The organism is Mesorhizobium sp. 113-1-2 (assembly GCF_016756475.1).
GTDB lineage: Bacteria > Pseudomonadota > Alphaproteobacteria > Rhizobiales > Rhizobiaceae > Mesorhizobium > Mesorhizobium loti_C.
In genome coordinates this window covers 771,321-792,137 of the sequence record NZ_AP023242.1, presented here as the reverse complement: position 1 = coordinate 792,137, position 20,817 = coordinate 771,321, and the positions used below count along the sequence as shown (strand labels likewise).

Below are 20,817 nucleotides of genomic sequence, written 5' to 3'. Positions count from 1 at the left end.
ATAATACCAATAAAATACCAATAGCCAAGGGTTAATTTCCGTTTCAAAAAGATTAAGCCGTATTTTATTGAAAAATCTGCACATTTCGCCGGCTCAGCGATTTCCTGCTCGCGAATTCGTTAATGCATGTGGACAAGTGGTATTTTTTTGGTATTGTTCTGGTATTGGAGGAACACGGATGGCTGAAACGCGCACCGAAGCGCTTCACAGGAATGCCGAGGGGCTGGATATCCAGGCTCCGGAGGCCATCCTTGTTTCGCTGGCCGACGCGCAGATCGAAGCCGCCAAGGCCGTCCGCAACGCCATTCCCGCCATCGCCAAAGCCGCCGGGATCATCGCCGTCCGGTTGAGCGGCGGCGGCAAGCTCGCCTATGCCGCCGCCGGCAGTTCCGGCCTTATGGCTCTGGCCGATGCCTTGGAACTTCCCGGCACTTTCGGCATTCAGCGCGACCGCATCGCCATACTGATCGCCGGCGGCGACGAAGCTTTCAAGACGCTGGCCGGAGGACCCGAGGATGATACGGAGGAGGCCGCGGCCGCCGTCGCCAACGCGGGCATCGGCGCCGGCGATTGCCTGATCGCCCTTTCCGCCAGCGGCACCACACCCTATGCGGTGCGCTCCATCGAGGAAGCCGCCCGCCGGGGCGCTGCCACCATCGGCATCGCCAACAATCGGGACTCGGCGCTGCTGCGCCAGGCCGAAACCGCCATCCTGCTCGAAACGCCGCCGGAAGTGATCGCCGGCTCGACACGCATGGGCGCCGGCACCGCGCAGAAGATCGCGCTCAACATGCTGTCGACGCTGACCGCTGTCCATCTCGGCCATGTCCATGACGGCTACATGGTCAATCTCATGGCCGACAACATCAAGCTGCGCGACCGCGCCGCGCGCATCGTCGCCGCCATCAGCGGGCGCAGCACGGATGATGCCGCCCGTCTGCTCGAACAGAGCGGCGGCGCGGTCAAGACCGCCATTCTGCTCGCCGCCGGCGCCGACAGCGCCGATGCGGCGCAGAAGATACTGGAAGAGGCCGGCCACAAGCTGCGGCCAGCCCTTTCCGCGCTGAGGCATGATCCCGGAAAAGATCATGCTCGAACAAAGAAATAGAGCCTGTTTCATCCCGATTTCCATCGGGGTGAAGCGGGCTTTCGAGGGGAGCAAGGGGTCAAAAGCCTCTGTTCTCATCAAAACCGAACCTGAAAAAGGTCAACAGGGAGACTGAGCATGACAACGAAACTACTGACGGCACTGCTTCTGGGCACCAGCATTCTCGGCTCGGCCGGGGTTGCTTACGCCGAGGACGTAACGCTCAACATCGAAAGCTGGCGCGGCGACGACCTGTCCATCTGGAAGGACAAGCTGATCCCGGCCTTCGAAGCCAAGAACCCCGGCATCAAGGTGGTGTTCGCACCCTCGGCGCCGACCGAATATGACGCGGCCCTCGGCGCCAAGCTCGCCGCAGGCTCGGCGGGCGACCTGATCACCTGCCGCCCGTTCGACAAGTCGCTTGAACTCTACAAGAAGGGCAACCTCGCCGATCTCTCGGCCCTGCCCGGCATGGAAAACTTCTCAGCCGTGGCCAAGTCCGCCTGGCAGACCGACGACGGCAAGGCGAGCTTCTGCGTGCCGATGGCGTCGGTCATCCACGGCTTCATCTACAACAAGGACGCCTTCGACAAGCTCGGCATCAAGGTGCCGACGACCCGTGACGAGTTCTTCGCCGCGCTCGACAAGATCAAGGCCGACGGCACCTACATCCCGATGGCCATGGGCACCAAGGATCTCTGGGAAGCCGCGACCATGGGCTACCAGAACATCGGCCCCAACTACTGGAAGGGCGAGGACGGCCGTGCAGCGCTGATCAAGGGCGAGCAGAAGCTGACCGACAAGGACTGGGTCGCTCCCTATGAGGAACTGGCCAAGTGGAAGCCGTATCTCGGCGACGGCTTCGAAGCCCAGACCTATCCGGACAGCCAGAACCTGTTCACGCTTGGCCGCGCCGCCATCTACCCGGCCGGCTCGTGGGAGATCGGCCTGTTCAACACCCAGGCCCAGTTCAAGATGGGCGCCTTCCCGCCGCCGGTCGAGAAGGCCGGCGACACCTGCTACATCTCCGACCATACCGATATCGGCATGGGCCTGAACGCAGCCTCCAAGCACGCGGATGCGGCCAAGACCTTCCTGTCCTGGGTGGCCTCGCCGGATTTCGCCACCATCTACGCCAACGCGCTGCCGGGCTTCTTCAGCCTGAACTCCGCTCCGGTGAAGATGGCGGACCCGCTCGCGCAGGAATTCGTCTCCTGGCGCGGCAAGTGCAAGTCGACGATCCGCTCGACCTACCAGATCCTGTCGCGCGGCACGCCGAACCTCGAAAACGAGACCTGGGTTGAATCGGCCAACGTCATCAACGGCACCGACACCCCGGAAGCCGCGGCCAAGAAGCTGCAGACTGGTCTCGACAGCTGGTACAAGCCGGCGAAGTAAGAGCTCAGGCAACGGAGCCGGCTGGGCGCATGCCTGGCCGGTTCCGGATACTCTGGTTTTCGGAAGTGCATCCGTCCAGATAGCGATTGTCGGCACCGCCTCGCGGCCTTACCCTTGTTCGTCTTGGGGAAGGCTAGCTGATCAGTCGCAGGCCTTTGTTCTTGCCGTACCGGGCAAGGATGTCTGGGCCGTGCATCGAGGCATCATCTAGCATTGACACCCTTTGGAACCGAGAGACGGCGGGGACCGAACTCATGGCCGCAGAAATACGACCGAAAAGACCGTTTCGCTGGCACATCGGCATCTTCCTGGCGCCGGCCGTGCTCGTCTACACGGCGATCATGATCCTGCCGCTCGCCGGCACGCTGCAGCTGTCGCTGTTCCGCAACATCGAGCAGCACCAGATCTTTGTCGGTCTGGACAATTTCCGCACCTTGTTCGGCGATCCCAACTGGTCGGTGAATTTCTGGAATGCGCTGCGCAACAACGTCTGGTTCTTCATCATCCACATGCTGGTGCAGAACCCGATCGGCGTCATGCTGGCCGCGCTGCTGTCCAGCCCAAGACTGAGATTCGCAGCCTTCTACCGCACGGCGATCTTCGTGCCGACCATCCTGTCCTTCGTCATTGTCGGCTTCGCCTGGAAGCTGATCCTGTCGCCGCTCTGGGGCGTGGCGCCGCATATGATGGACCTGGTCGGCCTGAAAAGCTTCTTCACGCCCTGGCTCGGCAAGGAAGAATATGCGCTGACCGCGCTCAGCCTGATCTCGGTGTGGCAGTTCGTCGGCATCCCGATGATGCTGATCTATGCCGCCCTGCTGTCGATCCCCGAAGAGGTGATCGAGGCGGCCGAATGCGACGGCATCACCGGCCTGTCGCAATTCTGGAAGATCAAGCTGCCGCTGATCCTGCCGTCGATCGGCATCATCTCGATCCTCACCTTCGTCGGCAATTTCAACGCCTTCGACCTGATCTACACCGCGCAAGGGGCGCTCGCCGGGCCGAACTACTCGACCGATATTCTCGGCACTTTCCTCTACCGCGCCTTCTTCGGCTTCCAGCTGCAGGTCGGCGATCCCAATATGGGCGCGGCGATCGCCACGATGATGTTCCTGATCATCCTCGGCGGTGTCTGCGTCTACCTCTTCCTCGTCCAGACGCGCCTGCGTCGCTACCAGTTCTGAGGGCGGATATGTTACGGCTGAACACCCCCCTCTGGCCTGCCGGCCATCTCCCCCTCAAGGGGGGAGATCAGATGTCATCACTGCTTTCGCAAATCGCCACCGTTGCAGAATGGGCGATGAGATCGACGCTGCCGATCTCCCCCCTTGAGGGGGAGATGCCCGGCAGGGCAGAGGGGGGTGCCTTGGCGCCAGCCCCGCCTGCTTTGGCTCATCAGGAGACCTTCCAATGAGCACCGCCACCCGTTCGCTGTCCCGCACCATCGGCGCCCACGCGATCCTGTTGACTTACACGGCGATCGCGCTGTTTCCGGTGATCCTGGTCATCATGAATTCGTTCAAGTCGCGCGCCGGCATCTTCGGCGCGCCGCTGACGCCGCCGACGCCGAAGACGTTCGACCTGATCGGCTACACCACCGTCATCGGCCAGGGCGATTTCATCCACTATTTCCAGAACAGCCTCGTCGTCACCGTCGCCTCGCTGTTCTTCGTGCTGTTGTTCGGCGCCATGGCGGCCTTCGCGCTGTCGGAATACCGCTTTCGCGGCAACACGCTGATGGGGCTTTACCTGGCGCTCGGCATCATGATTCCGATCCGGCTCGGCACTGTCGCCATCCTGCAATTGATGGTGGCGAGCGGGCTGGTCAACACGCTGACCTCGCTGATCCTGGTCTACACCGCGCAAGGCCTGCCGCTCGCCGTCTTCATCCTGTCGGAATTCATGAAGCAGGTGTCCGACGATCTGAAGAATGCCGGCCGCATCGACGGCCTGTCGGAATACACCATCTTCTTCCGCCTGGTGCTGCCGCTGGTGCGGCCATCGATGGCGACGGTCGCCGTTTTCACCATGATCCCGATCTGGAACGATCTGTGGTTCCCGCTGATCCTGGCGCCCTCGGAAGAGACCAAGACGGTGACGCTCGGCGCGCAGCTCTTCCTCGGCCAGTTCGTCACCAACTGGAACGCCATCCTGGCGGCGCTGTCGCTGGCGATCATGCCGGTGCTGATCCTCTACGTCATCTTCTCGCGGCAACTGATCCGCGGCATTACTTCCGGAGCCGTCAAGTGAGCGGAGACCAACAAATCTCTGCTGGAGCCTTCACCCCACCCGGCGCTTCGCGCCGACCTCCCCATCAAGGGGAGGTAGAAGGTCGCGGCTCCATTTACGACCGTCAAGGGGCACCTTTCGGAGAGGCTTCTTTGGCAGTGGGGGTATTCGCGCCAACGCCCTACCTCCCCTCGATGGGGAGGTCGGCGCGAAGCGCCGGGTGGGGTGACACCCTCTCAGTAGGAACAACCGGAATATCTGGAGTAGCCAGGTGAGCTCAAAACCACCCCTTCGTGTCGTCGTCGCCGGGCTCGGCAATATGGGCCGCAGCCATGCGCTGGCCTATCACACCAATCCGGGCTTCGAGATCGCGGCACTGATCAACCGCTCCGACGTGCCGCTGCCGGACGGGCTGTCCGGCTATGGCATCAGGCGCTCCTTCGACGACACGTTGCGCCACGAAAAGCCCGATGTCGCCTGCATCGCCACCTATTCCGACAGCCATGCCGACTATGCGGTCAGGGCGTTCGAAGCCGGCTGCCACGTCTTTGTCGAAAAGCCGCTGGCAACGACGGTCGCGGACGCCAAGCGCGTCGTTGCAGCGGCCAAGGCCAATGGCAAAAAGCTGGTGATCGGCTACATCCTGCGCCATCACCCGTCCTGGATCAGGCTGATCGCCGAGGCGCGCAAACTCGGCGGCCCCTACGTCTTCCGCATGAACCTCAACCAGCAATCCTCGGGCCATACCTGGGAGACGCACAAGCAATTGATGCAGACGACCTCGCCGATCGTCGACTGCGGCGTCCACTATCTCGACGTCATGCTGCAGATCACCGACGCAAGGCCAGTCGAGGTGCGTGGCATGGGCGTGCGGCTGAGCGAGGAGGTCGCGCCAACGATGTACAATTACGGCCACCTGCAGGTGCTGTTCGATGATGGTTCGGTCGGCTGGTACGAAGCCGGCTGGGGTCCGATGATTTCGGAGACGGCTTTCTTCGTAAAGGACGTCATGTCGCCGAATGGCTGCGTGTCGATCGTCATGAAGGAAGGTGTGAAGTCGGATGACATCGACACCCACACCAAGACCTCGACGATCCGCCTGCACAGTGCCGCGACCGGTCCGGACGGCAAATTCGTCAAGGAGGACCAGATGCTATCGATGGCAGGTGAACCCGGCCACCAGGATCTCTGCGACCTCGAACAGGCCTTCGTGCTGAAGGCGATTCGCGAGGATCTGGATCTCACCAAACACATGGACGACGCGGTCAAATCGCTCGCCGTCTGCCTTGCCGCCGACGAGAGCGTGCGCAGCGGCGCAGCCGTCAAACTCTAGAGCTAGGAACAAATATTGTGGGCTCGCTGAAGATCGAGAATGTGAAAAAGGCCTTCGGGCCGGTCGAGGTGCTGAAGGGCATCAACCTCGAAGTGAATGATGGCGAGTTCGTCGTCTTCGTCGGCCCCTCAGGCTGCGGCAAGTCGACCTTGCTCAGGGTCATTGCCGGGCTCGAGGATTCGACCTCGGGCAGGGTGGTGATCGATGGCGAGGATGTCTCCGTCACGCCGCCGGCCAAGCGCGGCATCGCCATGGTGTTCCAGACCTATGCGCTCTACCCGCATCTGACGGTGAAGAACAATATGGGCCTTGGCCTGAAACAGGCCGGCACGCCCGCCCCAGAGATCGATCGCCGCATCGGCATCGCCTCGTCGATGCTGTCGCTGGAGCCCTATCTCGAAAGGCGGCCGGCCGAACTCTCCGGCGGCCAGCGCCAGCGCGTCGCCATCGGCCGCGCCGTGGTGCGCGAGCCAAAACTGTTCCTGTTCGACGAGCCGCTGTCGAACCTTGACGCGGCACTGCGCGTCAACACGCGGCTTGAGATCGCGCAGCTGCATCGCCGGCTCAAGGCGACGATGATCTACGTCACCCACGACCAGGTCGAGGCGATGACGCTGGCCGACAAGATCGTCGTGCTCAACGCCGGCCGCATCGAGCAGATCGGCGGCCCGATGGAGCTCTACAATGCGCCGGCAAACGAGTTCGTCGCCGGCTTCATCGGCTCGCCGAAGATGAATTTCATCGATGGCGCGCGTCTCGGCGAAACGGCCAAGACCATCGGCGTGCGGCCGGAGCATCTGACGGTCGACACGAAGTCAGGCGCCTGGAAGGGCACGGTGGTACATGCCGAGCATCTCGGCGCCGACACCAATCTCTATCTCGATTGCGAAAAGGCCGGGCTGATCACGGTGCGCATCTTTGGCGTCTATGACGCTGAGCCAGGTGCGACGTTGTATGCGACGCCCGATCCGGCGAAGACCTATCGGTTTGGCGCGGATGGGAAAGTGCTGAAGTAGGCCCGGCGCCAACGCTTCTTACCTTCTCCCCCTGTGGGAGAAGGTGGATCGGCGCGCAGCGCCGAGACGGATGAGGGGTGTTCCAGCGGAGTGAGGCGTAAAAAGATCGAAAGATTTCAGGCGCTTACCCCTCATCCGACCTCGCTTCGCGAGGCCACCTTCTCCCACAAGGGGAGAAGGTAGGAGGCTGTCGCTACACGTCCGCCCTAAACGTCTGCTTCTGCTGGCCGAGGCCCTCGATGCCCAGCTCCACCACATCGCCGGCCTTCAGGAACACCGGCGGCTTCATGCCCAGCCCGACGCCGGGCGGCGTGCCTGTGGAAATAATGTCGCCGGGGTGCAGCGACATGAACTGGCTGAGATAGGAAACCAGATATTTGACGCCGTAGACCATGGTCTTGGTCGAGCCGTTCTGCATGGTCTTGCCGTTGACGGTCAGCCACATCTTGAGGTTCTGCGGGTCGGCGACTTCGTCCTTGGTCACCAGCCATGGGCCGGTCGGACCGAACGTGTCGCAGCTCTTGCCCTTGGTCCACTGGCCCTGACGCTCGGCCTGGAAGGCGCGCTCGGAGACATCATGCGCAACGGCATAGCCGGCGACATAATCGAGTGCATCGGCTTCGCTGACATATTTTGCCGTCTTGCCGATGACCACGGCGAGCTCGACTTCCCAGTCGGTCTTTTCAGAGCCGCGCGGGATCAGCACGTCGTCGTCTGGGCCGACAATGGCCGAGCTTGCCTTCATGAAGATGATCGGCTCCGGCGGCACGGTGGCGCCGGTTTCGGCGGCGTGGTCGGAATAGTTGAGGCCGATACAGATGAACTTGCCGGTGCCGGCGACACAGGGGCCGAGGCGCGGCTTGCCGGATACCGCCGGCAGCGACTTCGCATCGAGCTTGCCCAGCATCTCCAGCGAGGCCGGATGAAGCGTGGTGCCGGCAATGTCGGCGACATGGGCGGAGAGATCGCGGATCGTTCCATCCGCATCGAGCAGGCCGGGACGTTCGCTCCCGGCTTCGCCATAGCGCAGCAGTTTCATTGAATTCTCTCCTCAGTCAGATTGGTTCAGATCGACCAGCCGCCGTCGATATTATAGGCCTGTCCGGACGTATAGGTGGCGCCGGCGAGATAGACGGCGAGATCGGCGATTTCCTCCGGCGTGCCGAGCCGGCCCATCGGCTGGCGGGCGATGAAGGCGGCGCGGGCAGCCTCATAGTCGCCTTGCGCGTGCATGCGGTCCTGCAGCGACGGGCTTTCGACCGTGCCCGGGCAAATGGCGTTGCAGCGTATGCCCTTGCTGACATAGTCGGCGGCAATTGCCTTGGTCAGGCCGATGACCGCGGCCTTGGTGACGCCATAGGCGAAGCGGTTCGGCACGCCTTTGCCGGCGCCGGCGACGGAAGACATGTTGATGATCGATCCATCGCCGCGCTCCAGCATGCCGGGCAGCACCGCCCTGATGGTGCGGATCATGGCACGGACATTGAGGTTGAAGGCGAAATCGAGATCGCCATCCTTCATCTCGAGGATCGAGCCGGAATGGACGAAACCGGCGCAGTTGAACAACACGTCGACGCGGCCGATCTCGGCGAAGGCGGCGTTGACGGCCTCGTCGTTCAGCACATCGAGCTTGCGGGTCTTGATCCCTGGCGTCTTGGCGAGTTCGGCGAGAAGCGCCTCGTTGATGTCGGTGGCATGGACGGTGGCCCCAGTCCTGGCGAAGGCCAGTGCACTCGCCTTGCCGATGCCTTGCGCCGCTGCCGTGATGACAACGACCTTGCCTGCCAGATCCGCCATGTTTTTCCTCGTCAGCTTGGGTCAACTGCCTTTATCGGCGGCCGGCGAAGGCGTCATGTGCCAGTCAGGCTCGATTGTGCGGCCTGTGTCGCAGCCAGTTCACTGATAAAGATGTTTTTTCTCGTTAAAGAACATGTGTCCGGGCGTCAAGCCCGAACACGATCACCTTCGCGGCGTCAGATGTAATGCATATCGGTTGCTCTGATGCAACGACATGTATGACAACCGGACAATGAGTCGCGCTGCCACACAGGTTCAGGCGTATCGCAGCGAAAATGGGCACATTGCTGGCAGTATCAATCAATCTCCGTATGGCACCCAGACATTCTTGACCTCGATGGCGCGGCGCAGGAAAGCGTCGCCGGCGGCCTCGTCCGACGCCCAGTCGAGGCCGCGGCCATTGCCGCTCCAGACGCGCTTGAGGTTGCCGATGGACTCGGCTTCCGCCTTGGCGCAGGTGTCGGCATCGGCGAATATCCAGAGCCCGTCGACATCGTCATGCTTGGCCAGCACGCCGGCAAGCTCGGCGCTCCGTCCGGTGACGATGTTGATGGCGCCGGCCGGAACGTCGGAATATTCGATCACCTGATAGAGATCGGTGGCGAGCAGCGGATAGCGCTCGGACGGCACGGCGACCACGGTGTTGCCCATGGCCAGCGCCGGCGCGATGAGCGAGATCAGGCCAAGCAGCGGCGAGGCGTCCGGCGCGACGATGCCGACGACGCCGACCGGCTCGTGCAGTGCCAGCGTCACGGCACGGGCCGGCGGCTGGTGCACGCGGCCCTCGAACTTGTCGGCAAGGCCGGCATAGAGGAACAGCCGTTCGATCGACTGGTCGACCTCTTCCCGCGCTGCCTTGGGCGTAGCGCCGGTCAGTTCTGTCAGGCGGAAGGCAAACTCGCCGGCCCGACCGGAAAGGTTCTCGGCCAGATAATAAAGCACCTGGGAACGGTTGTAGGCGGTCGCCTCCGGCCACGCCTTGCAAGCGCGGGCGGCCGCAACGGCGTCACGGATATCCTTGCGGTTGCCAAGCCCGACTTCGCCGGCGAGCTTGCCCTTGGCGGTGGCAACCGCGAGCGAATAATTGCCGTCCGGCCGAACTTGCTTGCCGCCGATGAATAGTTTCGCGGTGCGGTCGATGGCCGTGCCGTCAGCCTGTTCGACCGGTTGCGCGGAGGTCGTCGCCGGCTTGATGACCGGGCCGAGCGGCAGCTTTGCCGCGAGATATTCGAACATGCCTTCGCGCCCGCCCTCGCGGCCGAAGCCGCTTTCGCGGTAGCCGCCAAAACCGCAGGCGGCGTCGAACATGTTGGTGCCGTTGACCCAGACGACGCCGGCCTTCAACTGCGGCGCGACATGCAGAGCGAGGTTGATATTCTCGCTCCACACGCTCGCCGCAAGACCGTAGCGCGTGTTGTTGGCAAGCTCGATCGCTTCTTCGGTGTTGCGGAAGGTCATGGTCGCCAGAACCGGTCCGAACACCTCTTCCTGCGCCAGGATGTTAGCCGGCGAAACGCCGGTGGCGAGCGTCGGCAGATGGTAGTAACCGGAAGACGGCAGCGCCGCATCCGGCTGCCAGCAGACGGCGCCTTGCTTGGCACCTTCGGCGACCAGGCCCTTGACCCGGTCGAGCTGGGTCAGATCGACCAGCGGGCCGATGTCGGTGTTCTTGTCGAGCGGACTGCCAACGCGCAACCGGCTCATCCGCGTCTTGACCTTGGCGATCAAGGCGTCGGCGATGCCTTCCTGCACCAAGAGCCGCGAGCCGGCGCAGCAAACCTGGCCCTGGTTGAACCAGATGCCGTCGACCAGACCCTCGACCGCGCTGTCGAGATCGGCATCCTCGAAGACGATGAAGGCCGACTTGCCGCCAAGCTCCAGCGACAGTTTCTTGCCCGACCCTGCGGTGGCTTTACGGATGATCTTGCCGACCTCGGACGAACCGGTGAAGGCGATCTTCTGGATGCCGGCATGGTTGACGATGGCCGCACCTGCTTCAGGGCCACCGTGAACAATGTTGACGACGCCTTTCGGCACGCCGGCGCGTTCGCAGATTTCGGCGAAGAGGATGGCGGTCAGCGGCGTGAACTCGGCCGGCTTCAGCACCACCGTGCAGCCGGCGGCCAGCGCCGGCGCGATCTTCCAGGCCAGCATCAGCAGCGGGAAATTCCACGGGATGATCTGGCCGACGACGCCGACGCCCTTGTGCCCGGGAAAATCCTTGTCCAGCGCCTGCGCCCAGCCGGCATGATGAATGAAATGCCGGATCGCCAGCGGCACGTCGATGTCGCGGCTTTCGCGGATCGGCTTGCCGTTGTCGATCGATTCCAGCACCGCGAACAGGCGCTGGTGCCGCTGCATGGCGCGGCCGATGGCATAAAGCACCTTGGCGCGCTGGTAGCCGGTGCTGGCGCTCCACTTCGGCAGGGCCTTGGTGGCGGCCGCAACCGCCGCGTCGATATCGGCGGCACTGGCGTCGGACACCTTGGCCAGCAGCTTGCCGGAAGACGGCTCGCTGGTCTCAAAGGTCTTGCCGCCGGTGGCGGCTTTCCAGCCGCCGTCGATGAACAGCGCCTTGCCGAAATCGCGCGCGGCAAGCCACGCATCGGCCTCGTTGCGGGCTTCCGGCGCCGGGCCGTATTCCATGGCGTGATAGCGGTCGAGAATGTTCATGGGGTGCCTCCTTCACCCTTCCCCTTCGCGGGAAGGGTCGATCGGCCAAGCCGATCGGGGTGGTGCTCAAGCCATTGCGTGGCGGTGATTGGCCGAATAATGCCCGGTCAGATGATGCTCGAGCTGCCGCTCGATGTCGGTCAAAAGGCTCGACGCGCCGAAGCGGAACAGCTCCGGCTCCAGCCACGGCCGGCCAAGCTCCTCCTTCATCAGCACCAGCCAATCGAGCGAGGCCTTTGCCGTGGAAATGCCGCCGGCCGGCTTGAAGCCAATGAGGTAGCCGGTTTCCTCGAAATAGGCCCTGATGGCGCGCACCATGGCCAGGCCAACCGGCAGCGTCGCATTGACGCTTTCCTTGCCGGTCGAGGTCTTGATGAAGTCGGCGCCCGCCATCATCGCCACCATCGAGGCCAGCATGACGTTGCGCAAAGTGGCGAGGTCGCCGGTGCCGAGAATGACCTTCAGATGTGCGTCTCCGCAGGCAGCGCGCATCGAGACGATCTCGTTGTAGAGCTCCCGCCATTTGGCGCCGAACACCAGGCCGCGCGGAATGACGACGTCGATCTCGTCGGCGCCGTCGCGCACCGAGGCTTCGATCTCCTGCAGGCGGGTCGACAGCGGTGCCAGGCCATGCGGAAAGGCGGTGGAGACGGCGGCGACATGGATGCCAGTGCCGCGCACGGCGTCCACCGCGGTGGCGACGAAGGGATGGTACACGCAGACCGCCGCCGGCCGGATGGTTTCCCCCCCAATGCCGAGCCCCTCGACGATGTCGCGGCGGAACGGGTTGATCGCCTTGGCGCAGAGCCGGCGCACGCGCTCCTCGGTGTCGTTGGAATTCAGCGTCGTCAGATCCATGCAGGCGACAGCGCGCAGCAGCCAGGCCGCCTGGTTGTCGGCCTTGATCGAACGCCGCTTGGTCAGGCTGGCGACGCGGCGTTCCAGCGCCGATCGGTTGACGCTGCGCACCGATTCCATGAAGCCGAGGTCGAGTTTCATGCCGGGATTGCGCGCAATGCGATGGTCCAGCGGTACGGGGGTGTTGGCGGCGGCGCGGGCCGGCAGCGGCGTCACCTTGGACGCGCTGGTGCCAGGCTCGGCTTCGCGGATCGTGTTGCTCATTTCCTGCCCTTTCTCGTTCAATGCATGTCGCCCAAAAGTGACCTCGGTTTTGGGGGAACGACATGCATAAAAACAAAAACCTAAAGCGCGTTGCGTGAATCCGTTTCGACGCGACGCGCCTTAGGGCGATACTTACACGATCGTTTGGACCGAGGCCACAAGCCTGTCCTGTCTGATGCCGGCCTTAAGCGTTGAGGGCGCCTATTCGGCCGCCAGCTTGCGCTGAGGCGCGCCGATTTCAACCTCCACGCGCTCGGGTTCACTGTCATCCTGCTCATGCTTACGCAATGAAGTGAGCCAATGCGAAAGGTCGTCGAGATAGAGATAGATCACCGGCGTGGTGAACAGCGTCAGCGCCTGGCTGACAAGCAGACCGCCGAACATGGTGTAGCCGAGCGGCTGGCGGATTTCCGCCCCCGTGCCGTTCTCCAGCATCAGCGGCAGTGCGCCCAGCATGGAGACCATGGTGGTCATCATGATCGGCCGGAAGCGCAGCAGGCAGGCCTGGCGGATCGATTCCAGGGAACTGAGGTTCTGATCCCTTTCCGCCGCGATGGCGAAGTCGACCATCATGATACCGTTCTTCTTGACGATGCCGATCAGCAGGATGACGCCGATCAGGCCGATCAGGTTGAATTCCATATGGAAGACCAGCAGCGTACCCAGCGCGCCAAGCCCGGCGGATGGCAGCGTGGACAGAATGGTCAGCGGGTGGACGTAGCTTTCGTAGAGGATGCCCAGGATCAAATAGACCACGACCAGGGCGCCGAGGATGAGCACCGGCACCGAAGACAGCGACTGCTGGAAGGCTTGCGCCGTCCCGGTGTAGTTGGTCTGGATGGTCGCCGGCAGCCGCATCTCGGCGGCGGCCCTGTCGATCGCGGCGGTGGCCTGTCCGAGCGCCACGTTGGGCGCCAGGTTGAAGCTGATCGTCACCGACGGGAACTGGCCTTCGTGGTTGATGACCAGCGGCTGCACCGGCTTCGTCGTCCATTTGGCGATGGCCGAGAGCGGCACTTGCGAACCGTTCGATGTCGTCAGATAGATCTGGTCGAGCGCCTTGAGGTCGCCGCGCAGCGACGGCAGCACCTCCAGGATCACGTCATAGGTCGAAAGCTGCGTGAAATATTGCTCGATCTGGCGCTGCCCGAAGGCATCGTTGAGCGTGTTGTCGACGTCGTTCGCCGTCAGCCCATAGCGGGCGGCCTGGTCGCGATCGACCTGCAGCGTCAGCGTCGTGCCGGAACTCATCTGGTCGGTCGAGACGTCCCGCAATTCGGGCAGGCGCTGCAAGGCCGTCAACAGCTTGGGCGCCCAATCGTCGAGCGTGTCGAGGTCGCTGCTTTCCAGCACGTACTGATATTGCGACGCCGACAGCCTGGCGCCGACACGCACGTCCTGCGAGGCCTGCATGAACAGGCGCGCGCCCTGGACGGCCGAGAGCTTCGGCTGCAATCGCCGGATGATCTGGTCGGCCGAAACGTCGCGCTCGTCACGAGGCTTCAACTGGATGAACATGCGGCCGGTGTTCTGCGTGTTGCCATTGCCGCCCGTCGATGCCGCGAAATGCGCCACCGCCGGATCCTTGGACACGATCCCGGCAAATTGCGCCATATAGGACTGCATCTGGCTGGTGGAGACATCCTGGCCTGCGATCACCTGGCCGAAAATCAGGCCGGTGTCCTGCTGCGGGAAGAAGCCGCTTGGAACCAGCGTGAAGAAATAGCCGGTCAGCCCCACGCAGGTCAGGAACACCAGCAGCGTGATGAAACGATGCCCGAGCGCCCGGTCGAGGCCGCGCTCATAAGCGCGCAGCATGCCGTCGAAGACGCTTTCGCTCCACCGGTAGAGCCTGCCGTGGTGCTCCTCGTTGGCCGGTTTGATGAAACGCGAGGCCAGCATCGGCGTCAGCGTCAGCGAGACGCAGGCGGAGACCAGAATGGTCATGGCCAGCGTCACCGCGAACTCCTTGAACAGGCGGCCGATAATGCCGCTCATCAGGAGCAGCGGGATCAGCACGGCCACCAGCGATATCGAGATCGACATGATGGTGAAGCCGATCTCGCTGGCGCCGCGGATCGCGGCATCCATCGGTTTCTCGCCATGCTCGATGTAGCGGACGATGTTTTCCAGCATGACGATGGCGTCGTCGACGACAAAGCCGATCGAGATCGTCAACGCCATCAGCGACAGATTGTCGATGCTGTAACCGGCAGACCACATCAGGGCGCATGCGCCAAGCAGCGCCAGCGGCACGGTGAAGGCCGGGATTGCGGTTGCCCAGACATTGCGCAGGAACAGGAAGATCACCATCACCACCATGCCGATGGTGAGCATCAGCGTGAACTGCACGTCCGCCACCGAAGCGCGGATGGTCTGGGTCCGGTCGGAAAGCACCTGCAGCTTCAGCGACGCCGGCATCGAGGCGGTCAGCATCGGCAGCTCGGCCTTGATCTTGTCGACCGTGTCGATGATGTTGGCGCCGGGCTCCTTGAAAATGACGAGGACGACGCCGCGCGTCGTGTCGGTCCAGCCGGCCTGGGTGTAGTCCTGCGCGTCGAGCACGGCCCGGCCGACATCCTTGACCCGCACCGGCGCCCCGTCGCGATAGGCGATGATGGCGTTGTTCCAGTCATCGGCCGCCGTCATCTGGTCGTTGGAGAAGATGGTGAAGGAGCGCACTTGGCCCTGGATGTTGCCCTTGGGCAGGTCCACCGTGCCGATTGACAGCGGGGTGCGCACTGCCTCCAGCGACAGGCCCCTTGCCGCGAGCTTGGCCGGATCGAGCTGGACACGGATCGAAGGCGTCTGCTGGCCGCCGACCAGCACCTGGCCGACGCCGTCGACATGGCTGATCACCTGCGCCAGCTTGGTGTAGACGTCGTCGCTCAACGTCGTCAGCGGCAAGTCGGTCGAGCTCGCGCCAATCAGCATGATCGGCGAATCCGTCGGGTTGACCTCCCTGTAGGTGGGGGGATTGGGCAGGTTCTTCGGCAGCTGTCCGCCGGCGGCATTGATGGCCGACTGCACCAGCCCGGCGGCCGATGCGATGTCGACGTCGAGAGCGAATTGCAAGGTGATCTGGCTGGAACCGGACAGGCTGCTCGACGTCATTTCGGCAATGCCGGGGATCTGCGCGAACTGCGTCTCGAGCGGCTGTGTCACCGACGATGCTATGGTGATCGGGTCGGCGCCCGGCAGGCTGGTCGATACCTGGATCGTCGGGAAGTCGACGTTTGGCATCGCCGCGACCGGCAGGTTGAGGTAGGCGACCACGCCGACGAACAGCACGCCGATCATCAGCAGCGACGTGGCGACGGGATAGCGGATGAAAGGCGTGGAAACACCGATGGCTGCCATCAGCTTGCACCCCCGGGCTGCGCGGCACCGTTCTGCGCCTGTCCGGCGCCGGGAGCCGTCGTGGCGTCGACGCTTGCGCCGTCAACCACCCGGTATTGGCCGGCAACCACGACACGCTGTCCCGCACCGAGGCCGTCGGTGACGACCGTTTCGCCGCCGTCCGAAGGGCCGGTCTTTACGGCTTGCCGACGGACCTTGCCGTCGTCGCCGACGACATAGGCGAAGAGCCCGTCGGGGCCATGCTGCACGGCTTCGTCCGGCACCACGATCGCGCCTGCCATCGTGCCGATGCGGATGCGTGTGTTGACGGACAGGCCCGGCCACAACGCATTGTCCTGGTTCGTGAACGTTGCCTTGAGCGAAATCGTGCCGGACGCCTGGTCGACCGCGTTCTGGATCGCCTCCAGCCTGCCGTTCGCCAGCACGGTCTTCATATCGGCGCCCAGCGTGTCGATCGCAACCGGGCCAGAAGCGAAAACCTTGTTGATGGTCGAAACCTCGTCCTGCGGTTGCGTGAACGACACATAGATGGGCTGAAGCTGCACGACCGTGAAAAGCCCGGGGTTCTGCCCGGCCTGCACGATGTTGCCCGGATCAATGGTGCGGAAGCTCGTCTTGCCGCTCAGCGGCGCCGTGATCCGGGTGAAATCGAGGTTGAGCTGCGCCGCCTCGATCGCCGCCTTGTCACCCTCGATCGTGGCGGCGGCAGTCGTCACCACCGCCTGCTGGTTGTCGACATCCTGCTGGGTTTCGAAGGTCTTTTTCAGGAGCGTGGACAGGCGATCGAGAACGACCTGCGCGTTCTTCAGCGTCGCTTCGTCCTCCGCCTGCTTGGCTTTCGCCTGGTCAAGCACCGCCTGATACGGGCGAGGGTCGATCTCGGCGAGCAGGTCACCCTGCTTGACCATCTGTCCCTGCTCGACAGGAACCCGGTTGACGACACCGGCGACGCGGCTGGAGATGCTGACGCTGTTCAGCGGCGTCACCGTCCCGAGCCCGTAGAGGTAAAGCGGGAAATCGGTCTTTTGCACGGTGGCCACGGTGACCGGGACCTTGGGCGCGGATTGGGTCGATTGGATGGCTGCGCTTGCCACGCCGCCGGCGTGGTTGCGCCAAATCCCGTAGCCGCCGCTCAGGAGGAGGATTGTGGTCAATAGGACGATACGCCGAGAACGCATGGGTCGGTTTCGCCTGACTTGCTGTGTTGTGGAAATGGTCATGATGCCGTCCACCTGCGGGCAAGAATATCAAGCCTTTTCAGGATGGTTGGGGGTTAGGACCGACCGTGTCGATCACCGGAAGAGTAGTCCCGATGACCCAGCCCTGTCAGGTTACAAGTCGGTCATGTTGCGCCGCAGCATTCAAGGATGCGTGAGGCTGCCTTGAATGCTGTATCGCAATAAAGTGACTTCTATGGTCCCTCTGAGCGAGGGTTCGACCGCCCATGGCTATGCCGGCCCGGTCGACGCGGCAGACGTCGTCGGTGCCGTTCCGGGGCAAATCTTGCCTGGCCCGAAATCAGATATGGCTGGTACGCGACGGGAGGCGCGCGCTTGCCGCATTTGCGGTTGGGATGGAGTGGCCCGAGCTATTGCAGCAGCCTATCCAGACTTGAGTATTCGCCTGGAAAGGCAGCATGTTCTGGGCAGCAGGCCTCAGCCGACGAAAGCGCGCTCGACGACGAAAGTCGCGGGATGGCTGAGCGAGCCTTCCTGGAAGCCGAGACTTTCGGCGAGTTCCTTGACATCCTTGAGCATATGCATCGAGCCGCAGATCATGATGCGGTCGGTCTCGGGATTGAGCTTCTCGATGCCGAGGTCGGAATAGAATTTGCCGGAACCGATCAGCGCGGTGATGCGGCCCATGCGGGCCGACTCTTCGCGGGTCGTCGAATTGTAGAGCGTGACGCGCCCGGCAGTCAGCTCGCCGATCAGCGGGTCGCTTTCAAGTGCTGCCACCAATTCCTGGCCATAGGTCAGCTCGGCATTGTCGCGGCAGGTATGGGTCAGGATCAGCTGGTCGAATTTCTCATAGGTGTCGGGGTCGCGCAGCAGGCTGGCGAAGGGCGCGATGCCGGTGCCGGTCGAGATCATGAACAGCCGCTTGGCCGGGGTCAGCGCGTCGACCACCAGCGTGCCGGTCGACTTCTGGCGCATGATGACGGTATCGCCGACCTGGATCTTCTGCAGTTCCGAGGTCAGCGGGCCGTCCGGCACCTTGATCGAGAAGAATTCCAGCTCTTCGTCCCAGGCCGGGCTGGCCACCGAATAGGCGCGGAACACCGGCTTCTCGGCATTGGGCAGGCCGATCATGACGAACTCGCCGGAGCGGAAGCGCAGCGACTGCGGACGGGTGATACGGAACGAGAACAGCCGGTCGGTGTAGTGCTTCACCGAGACGACGGTCTCGGCATAGACATTCGCCGGAATTGGAAACTGCAGCGGGCGGGCGCCGGCGGTGTCGAGAGCGGATGTGGTGTTCATCAAATCCAACTTTCTGGCCCAACAAGGGACGCGGGCGCCAAACTTTCACCTGCGCGCCCGGACCGTTCAGATCCCGGCGTGCCGTTCGCACACTCCAAAGCGGTAAGCTCTTGTGTCCGGAATTTATTAGTATACAAACGATATTTGCGTCAAGATGCTACCTTAAAACACCTTTCCAAACTGACGCATATCCGTAGTCCCAGCATTTCGGGTTTCGACGATGAAAGAGAATTTTCCGGCGCAAGCGCGCGATTCCCGGGGAAATGTCGTTGCCGGCATCGATGTCGGCGGAACCTTCACCGACCTGCTTCTGATCGACGGCAAGGACGGCGGCAAGGTGCATATCGCCAAGACCCCGACCACGGTCGACAACCAGGCGTTCGGCGTGGTTTCGGCACTTGGCGTCACCGGATTTGCGATCGACGGCATCGACCTCATCGTCCACGGCACCACCACCACCACCAATGCGGTGCTGGAGCGGCGGCTGGCCAAGACCGGCATGATCACCACGCGCGGTTTTCGCGACGTGATCGAGCTCGGCCGGCGCACGCGGCCTCAAGCTTATGGCATGACCGGCAGCTTCGTCCCGATCATCCCCCGCAATCTCCGGCTCGAAGTGTCGGAGCGCGTCGAGGCCTCGGGTGCGGTGCGCACGCCGCTCGACGAAGCCGAAATGCGCGAGGCGGTGAAGGCGCTGATCGCCGACGGCTGCGAATCCCTCGTCATCCATTTCCTGCATTCCTACGCCAACCCCTTGCATGAGCGGCGCGCCGCCGAGATTGCCGCCGAGTTCTGGCCGAACGGCTACATCACCACGGGCCATGCGCTGCTGTCGGAAGCGCGCGAATTCGAGCGCGGGGTGACGGCTTCCGTCAACGCTTCGGTGCAGCCAATCCTCGAGCGCTATGTCGAGCGGCTACGCAAGGAATTGGCGGCAAAAGGCTATGCCCGCGACTTCCTGATCATGAACGGCAATGGCGGCATGATCTCGGCCCGCTTCGTCACACGTGAATCGGCCAAGACCGTCATGTCCGGGCCTGCTTCGGGGGTCATCGCCGCCGCCTATACCGGTAAGCGTGCCGGCTTCGAAAACCTCGTCACCTACGACATGGGCGGCACCTCGACCGACGTGGCGCTGATCCGCAACGCCGAGCCGGCGGTCTCGAACGAGATCGAGATCGAATATGCCATGCCGATCCATGTGCCGATGGTGGCGGTGCACACGGTCGGCGCCGGCGGCGGCTCGATCGCCCGTGTCGATGCCGCCGGCCTGATCCAGATCGGCCCGGAAAGTGCGGGCGCCAATCCCGGCCCGATCTGCTATGGCCGCGGCGGCCTGGAGCCAACCATCACCGACGCCAATCTGGTGCTCGGCCGGCTGGCACCGAAGAAGCTGCTGGCCGTCGAAAACCCGGTCACATCGGAGCGCGTTACCGGCATATTCGAGGAGAAAATCGGCAAGGCGACCGGCCTGTCGGGCGTCGAGGCGGCGGGCGCGGTTCTGCGGCTCGGCAACATGAAGATGGCCGGCGCCATCCGCATGGTCTCGGTGTCGCGCGGCCATGACCCCCGCGATTTCGCGCTGTTTGCCTTCGGCGGCGCCGGGCCGCTGCATGCCACCGCGCTGGCGCGCGAACTCGGCCTGCCCCGCGTTTTGGTGCCGGCGCGTCCGGGCATCACCAACGCGCTCGGCTGCGTCGTCGCCGATCTGCGCCATGACTTCGTCAACACCATCAACCAGCCGGTCGCGGTTCTCGACGAAACCCAGCTTCACCATGTATTGGAACGGCACCGAAACGAAGGCGAAGAGCTGATCGGCAAGGAAGCGGTGAAGCCGGAGACGATCCGCGTCACCCACTCCGCCGACATGCAGTTCGTCGGCCAGACCCACATCATCAACGTGCCGCTGCCCTCGTCATCGGTGACCCGGCAGGAGCTGCAGGCGCTGTTCGAAAAGGCCTATTTCGCCCGCTTCAAGGTCGAACTGCCGGAAATCCGCGCCAACCTCGTCAACCTCAACACCTCGGTGACCGGCGTGCGCCCGGCGATCGACCTGTCGCGACTGATCGATCCGGCCGGCCGCGCCGAGACGCTCGACGAAGCGCGGCGCGAGATCCGGCCGGTCTGGTATGCGGGCCAGTGGCACGACACGCCGGTGTATGCACGCGAAAAATTGCCGCTCGACGCGGTTGTCGAAGGCCCGGCGATCCTCGAACAGATGGATGCCGCCACCGTGCTCGAACCCGGCGACCGCGCCCGCAGCGACGCCGACGGCAACATCATCATCGACATTGGCGAGGTCTGATATGCCTGACATTG

The 20,817-nt window shown here is 63.4% G+C and carries 14 protein-coding genes; 7 read left to right on the top strand and 7 right to left on the bottom strand.

Annotated elements, in window-relative coordinates; genetic code table 11:
* The first annotated feature begins 178 nt into the window (after window positions 1-178).
* The 6 genes from JN279_RS03680 (at window position 179) to JN279_RS03655 (ending at window position 7,063) form a co-directional block, all read left to right on the top strand.
* Entirely contained in the window at window positions 179-1,108 is a 930-nt protein-coding gene (locus JN279_RS03680) for an N-acetylmuramic acid 6-phosphate etherase (RefSeq protein WP_244734398.1), read from the top strand.
* 117 nt (window positions 1,109-1,225) lie between these two features.
* A complete protein-coding gene (locus tag JN279_RS03675) occupies window positions 1,226-2,485 on the top strand; it encodes an ABC transporter substrate-binding protein (RefSeq protein ID WP_202352018.1) in 1,260 nt (419 codons plus the stop codon).
* Window positions 2,486-2,739: 254 nt separating this feature from the next.
* Window positions 2,740-3,669 carry a carbohydrate ABC transporter permease gene (locus tag JN279_RS03670; protein ID WP_096452264.1) on the top strand — a complete coding sequence of 310 codons (930 nt, stop codon included), beginning with the start codon at window positions 2,740-2,742 and terminating at the stop codon, window positions 3,667-3,669.
* Window positions 3,670-3,895: 226 nt separating this feature from the next.
* Entirely contained in the window at window positions 3,896-4,735 is an 840-nt protein-coding gene (locus tag JN279_RS03665; protein ID WP_202352017.1) for a carbohydrate ABC transporter permease, read from the top strand.
* Window positions 4,736-4,985: 250 nt separating this feature from the next.
* On the top strand, window positions 4,986-6,047 hold the full coding sequence (locus JN279_RS03660; RefSeq protein WP_202352016.1) for a Gfo/Idh/MocA family protein: 1,062 nt from the start codon (window positions 4,986-4,988) through the stop codon (window positions 6,045-6,047).
* Between the two features lie 17 nt (window positions 6,048-6,064).
* Complete coding sequence (locus JN279_RS03655) at window positions 6,065-7,063, top strand: ABC transporter ATP-binding protein (protein WP_202352015.1); 999 nt, start codon at window positions 6,065-6,067, stop codon at window positions 7,061-7,063.
* A gap of 193 nt (window positions 7,064-7,256) precedes the next feature.
* On the opposite strand, the gene JN279_RS03650 is transcribed toward JN279_RS03655, so the two are convergent.
* The 7 genes from JN279_RS03650 to JN279_RS03620 form a co-directional block, all read right to left on the bottom strand.
* Complete coding sequence (locus JN279_RS03650) at window positions 7,257-8,102, bottom strand: fumarylacetoacetate hydrolase family protein (RefSeq protein ID WP_202352014.1); 846 nt, start codon at window positions 8,100-8,102, stop codon at window positions 7,257-7,259.
* Window positions 8,103-8,128: 26 nt separating this feature from the next.
* Window positions 8,129-8,860 (bottom strand): SDR family oxidoreductase, encoded by a 732-nt coding sequence (locus JN279_RS03645; protein ID WP_096452273.1) that lies wholly within the window; start codon window positions 8,858-8,860, stop codon window positions 8,129-8,131.
* Between the two features lie 300 nt (window positions 8,861-9,160).
* On the bottom strand, window positions 9,161-11,533 hold the full coding sequence (locus tag JN279_RS03640; RefSeq protein WP_202352013.1) for an aldehyde dehydrogenase family protein: 2,373 nt from the start codon (window positions 11,531-11,533) through the stop codon (window positions 9,161-9,163).
* Between the two features lie 66 nt (window positions 11,534-11,599).
* Complete coding sequence (deoC, locus tag JN279_RS03635) at window positions 11,600-12,655, bottom strand: deoxyribose-phosphate aldolase (protein ID WP_202352012.1); 1,056 nt, start codon at window positions 12,653-12,655, stop codon at window positions 11,600-11,602.
* 201 nt (window positions 12,656-12,856) lie between these two features.
* A complete protein-coding gene (locus tag JN279_RS03630; RefSeq protein ID WP_202352011.1) occupies window positions 12,857-16,015 on the bottom strand; it encodes an efflux RND transporter permease subunit in 3,159 nt (1,052 codons plus the stop codon).
* On the bottom strand, window positions 16,015-17,169 hold the full coding sequence (locus JN279_RS03625) for an efflux RND transporter periplasmic adaptor subunit (RefSeq protein ID WP_244734396.1): 1,155 nt from the start codon (window positions 17,167-17,169) through the stop codon (window positions 16,015-16,017). Before JN279_RS03625 ends, JN279_RS03630 begins: the two co-directional genes overlap by 1 nt.
* Before the next feature lie 501 nt (window positions 17,170-17,670).
* Entirely contained in the window at window positions 17,671-18,498 is an 828-nt protein-coding gene (locus JN279_RS03620) for a ferredoxin--NADP reductase (protein WP_202352009.1), read from the bottom strand.
* Window positions 18,499-18,718: 220 nt separating this feature from the next.
* On the opposite strand from JN279_RS03620, the gene JN279_RS03615 reads away from it, so the two are divergent.
* Window positions 18,719-20,803, top strand: a complete 2,085-nt coding sequence (locus JN279_RS03615; protein ID WP_202352008.1) for a hydantoinase/oxoprolinase family protein — start codon at window positions 18,719-18,721, stop codon at window positions 20,801-20,803.
* Window positions 20,804-20,817 lie beyond the last annotated feature (14 nt).

Coding starts and splice junctions, on each gene's coding strand:
- JN279_RS03680 (WP_244734398.1), top strand. CDS start 179: ATGGCTGAAACGCGCACCGAAGCGCTTCACAGGAATGCCGAGGGGCTG.
- JN279_RS03675 (WP_202352018.1), top strand. CDS start 1,226: ATGACAACGAAACTACTGACGGCACTGCTTCTGGGCACCAGCATTCTC.
- JN279_RS03670 (WP_096452264.1), top strand. CDS start 2,740: ATGGCCGCAGAAATACGACCGAAAAGACCGTTTCGCTGGCACATCGGC.
- JN279_RS03665 (WP_202352017.1), top strand. CDS start 3,896: ATGAGCACCGCCACCCGTTCGCTGTCCCGCACCATCGGCGCCCACGCG.
- JN279_RS03650 (WP_202352014.1), bottom strand. CDS start 8,102: ATGAAACTGCTGCGCTATGGCGAAGCCGGGAGCGAACGTCCCGGCCTG.
- JN279_RS03645 (WP_096452273.1), bottom strand. CDS start 8,860: ATGGCGGATCTGGCAGGCAAGGTCGTTGTCATCACGGCAGCGGCGCAA.
- JN279_RS03640 (WP_202352013.1), bottom strand. CDS start 11,533: ATGAACATTCTCGACCGCTATCACGCCATGGAATACGGCCCGGCGCCG.
- deoC (WP_202352012.1), bottom strand. CDS start 12,655: ATGAGCAACACGATCCGCGAAGCCGAGCCTGGCACCAGCGCGTCCAAG.
- JN279_RS03630 (WP_202352011.1), bottom strand. CDS start 16,015: ATGGCAGCCATCGGTGTTTCCACGCCTTTCATCCGCTATCCCGTCGCC.
- JN279_RS03620 (WP_202352009.1), bottom strand. CDS start 18,498: ATGAACACCACATCCGCTCTCGACACCGCCGGCGCCCGCCCGCTGCAG.
- JN279_RS03615 (WP_202352008.1), top strand. CDS start 18,719: ATGAAAGAGAATTTTCCGGCGCAAGCGCGCGATTCCCGGGGAAATGTC.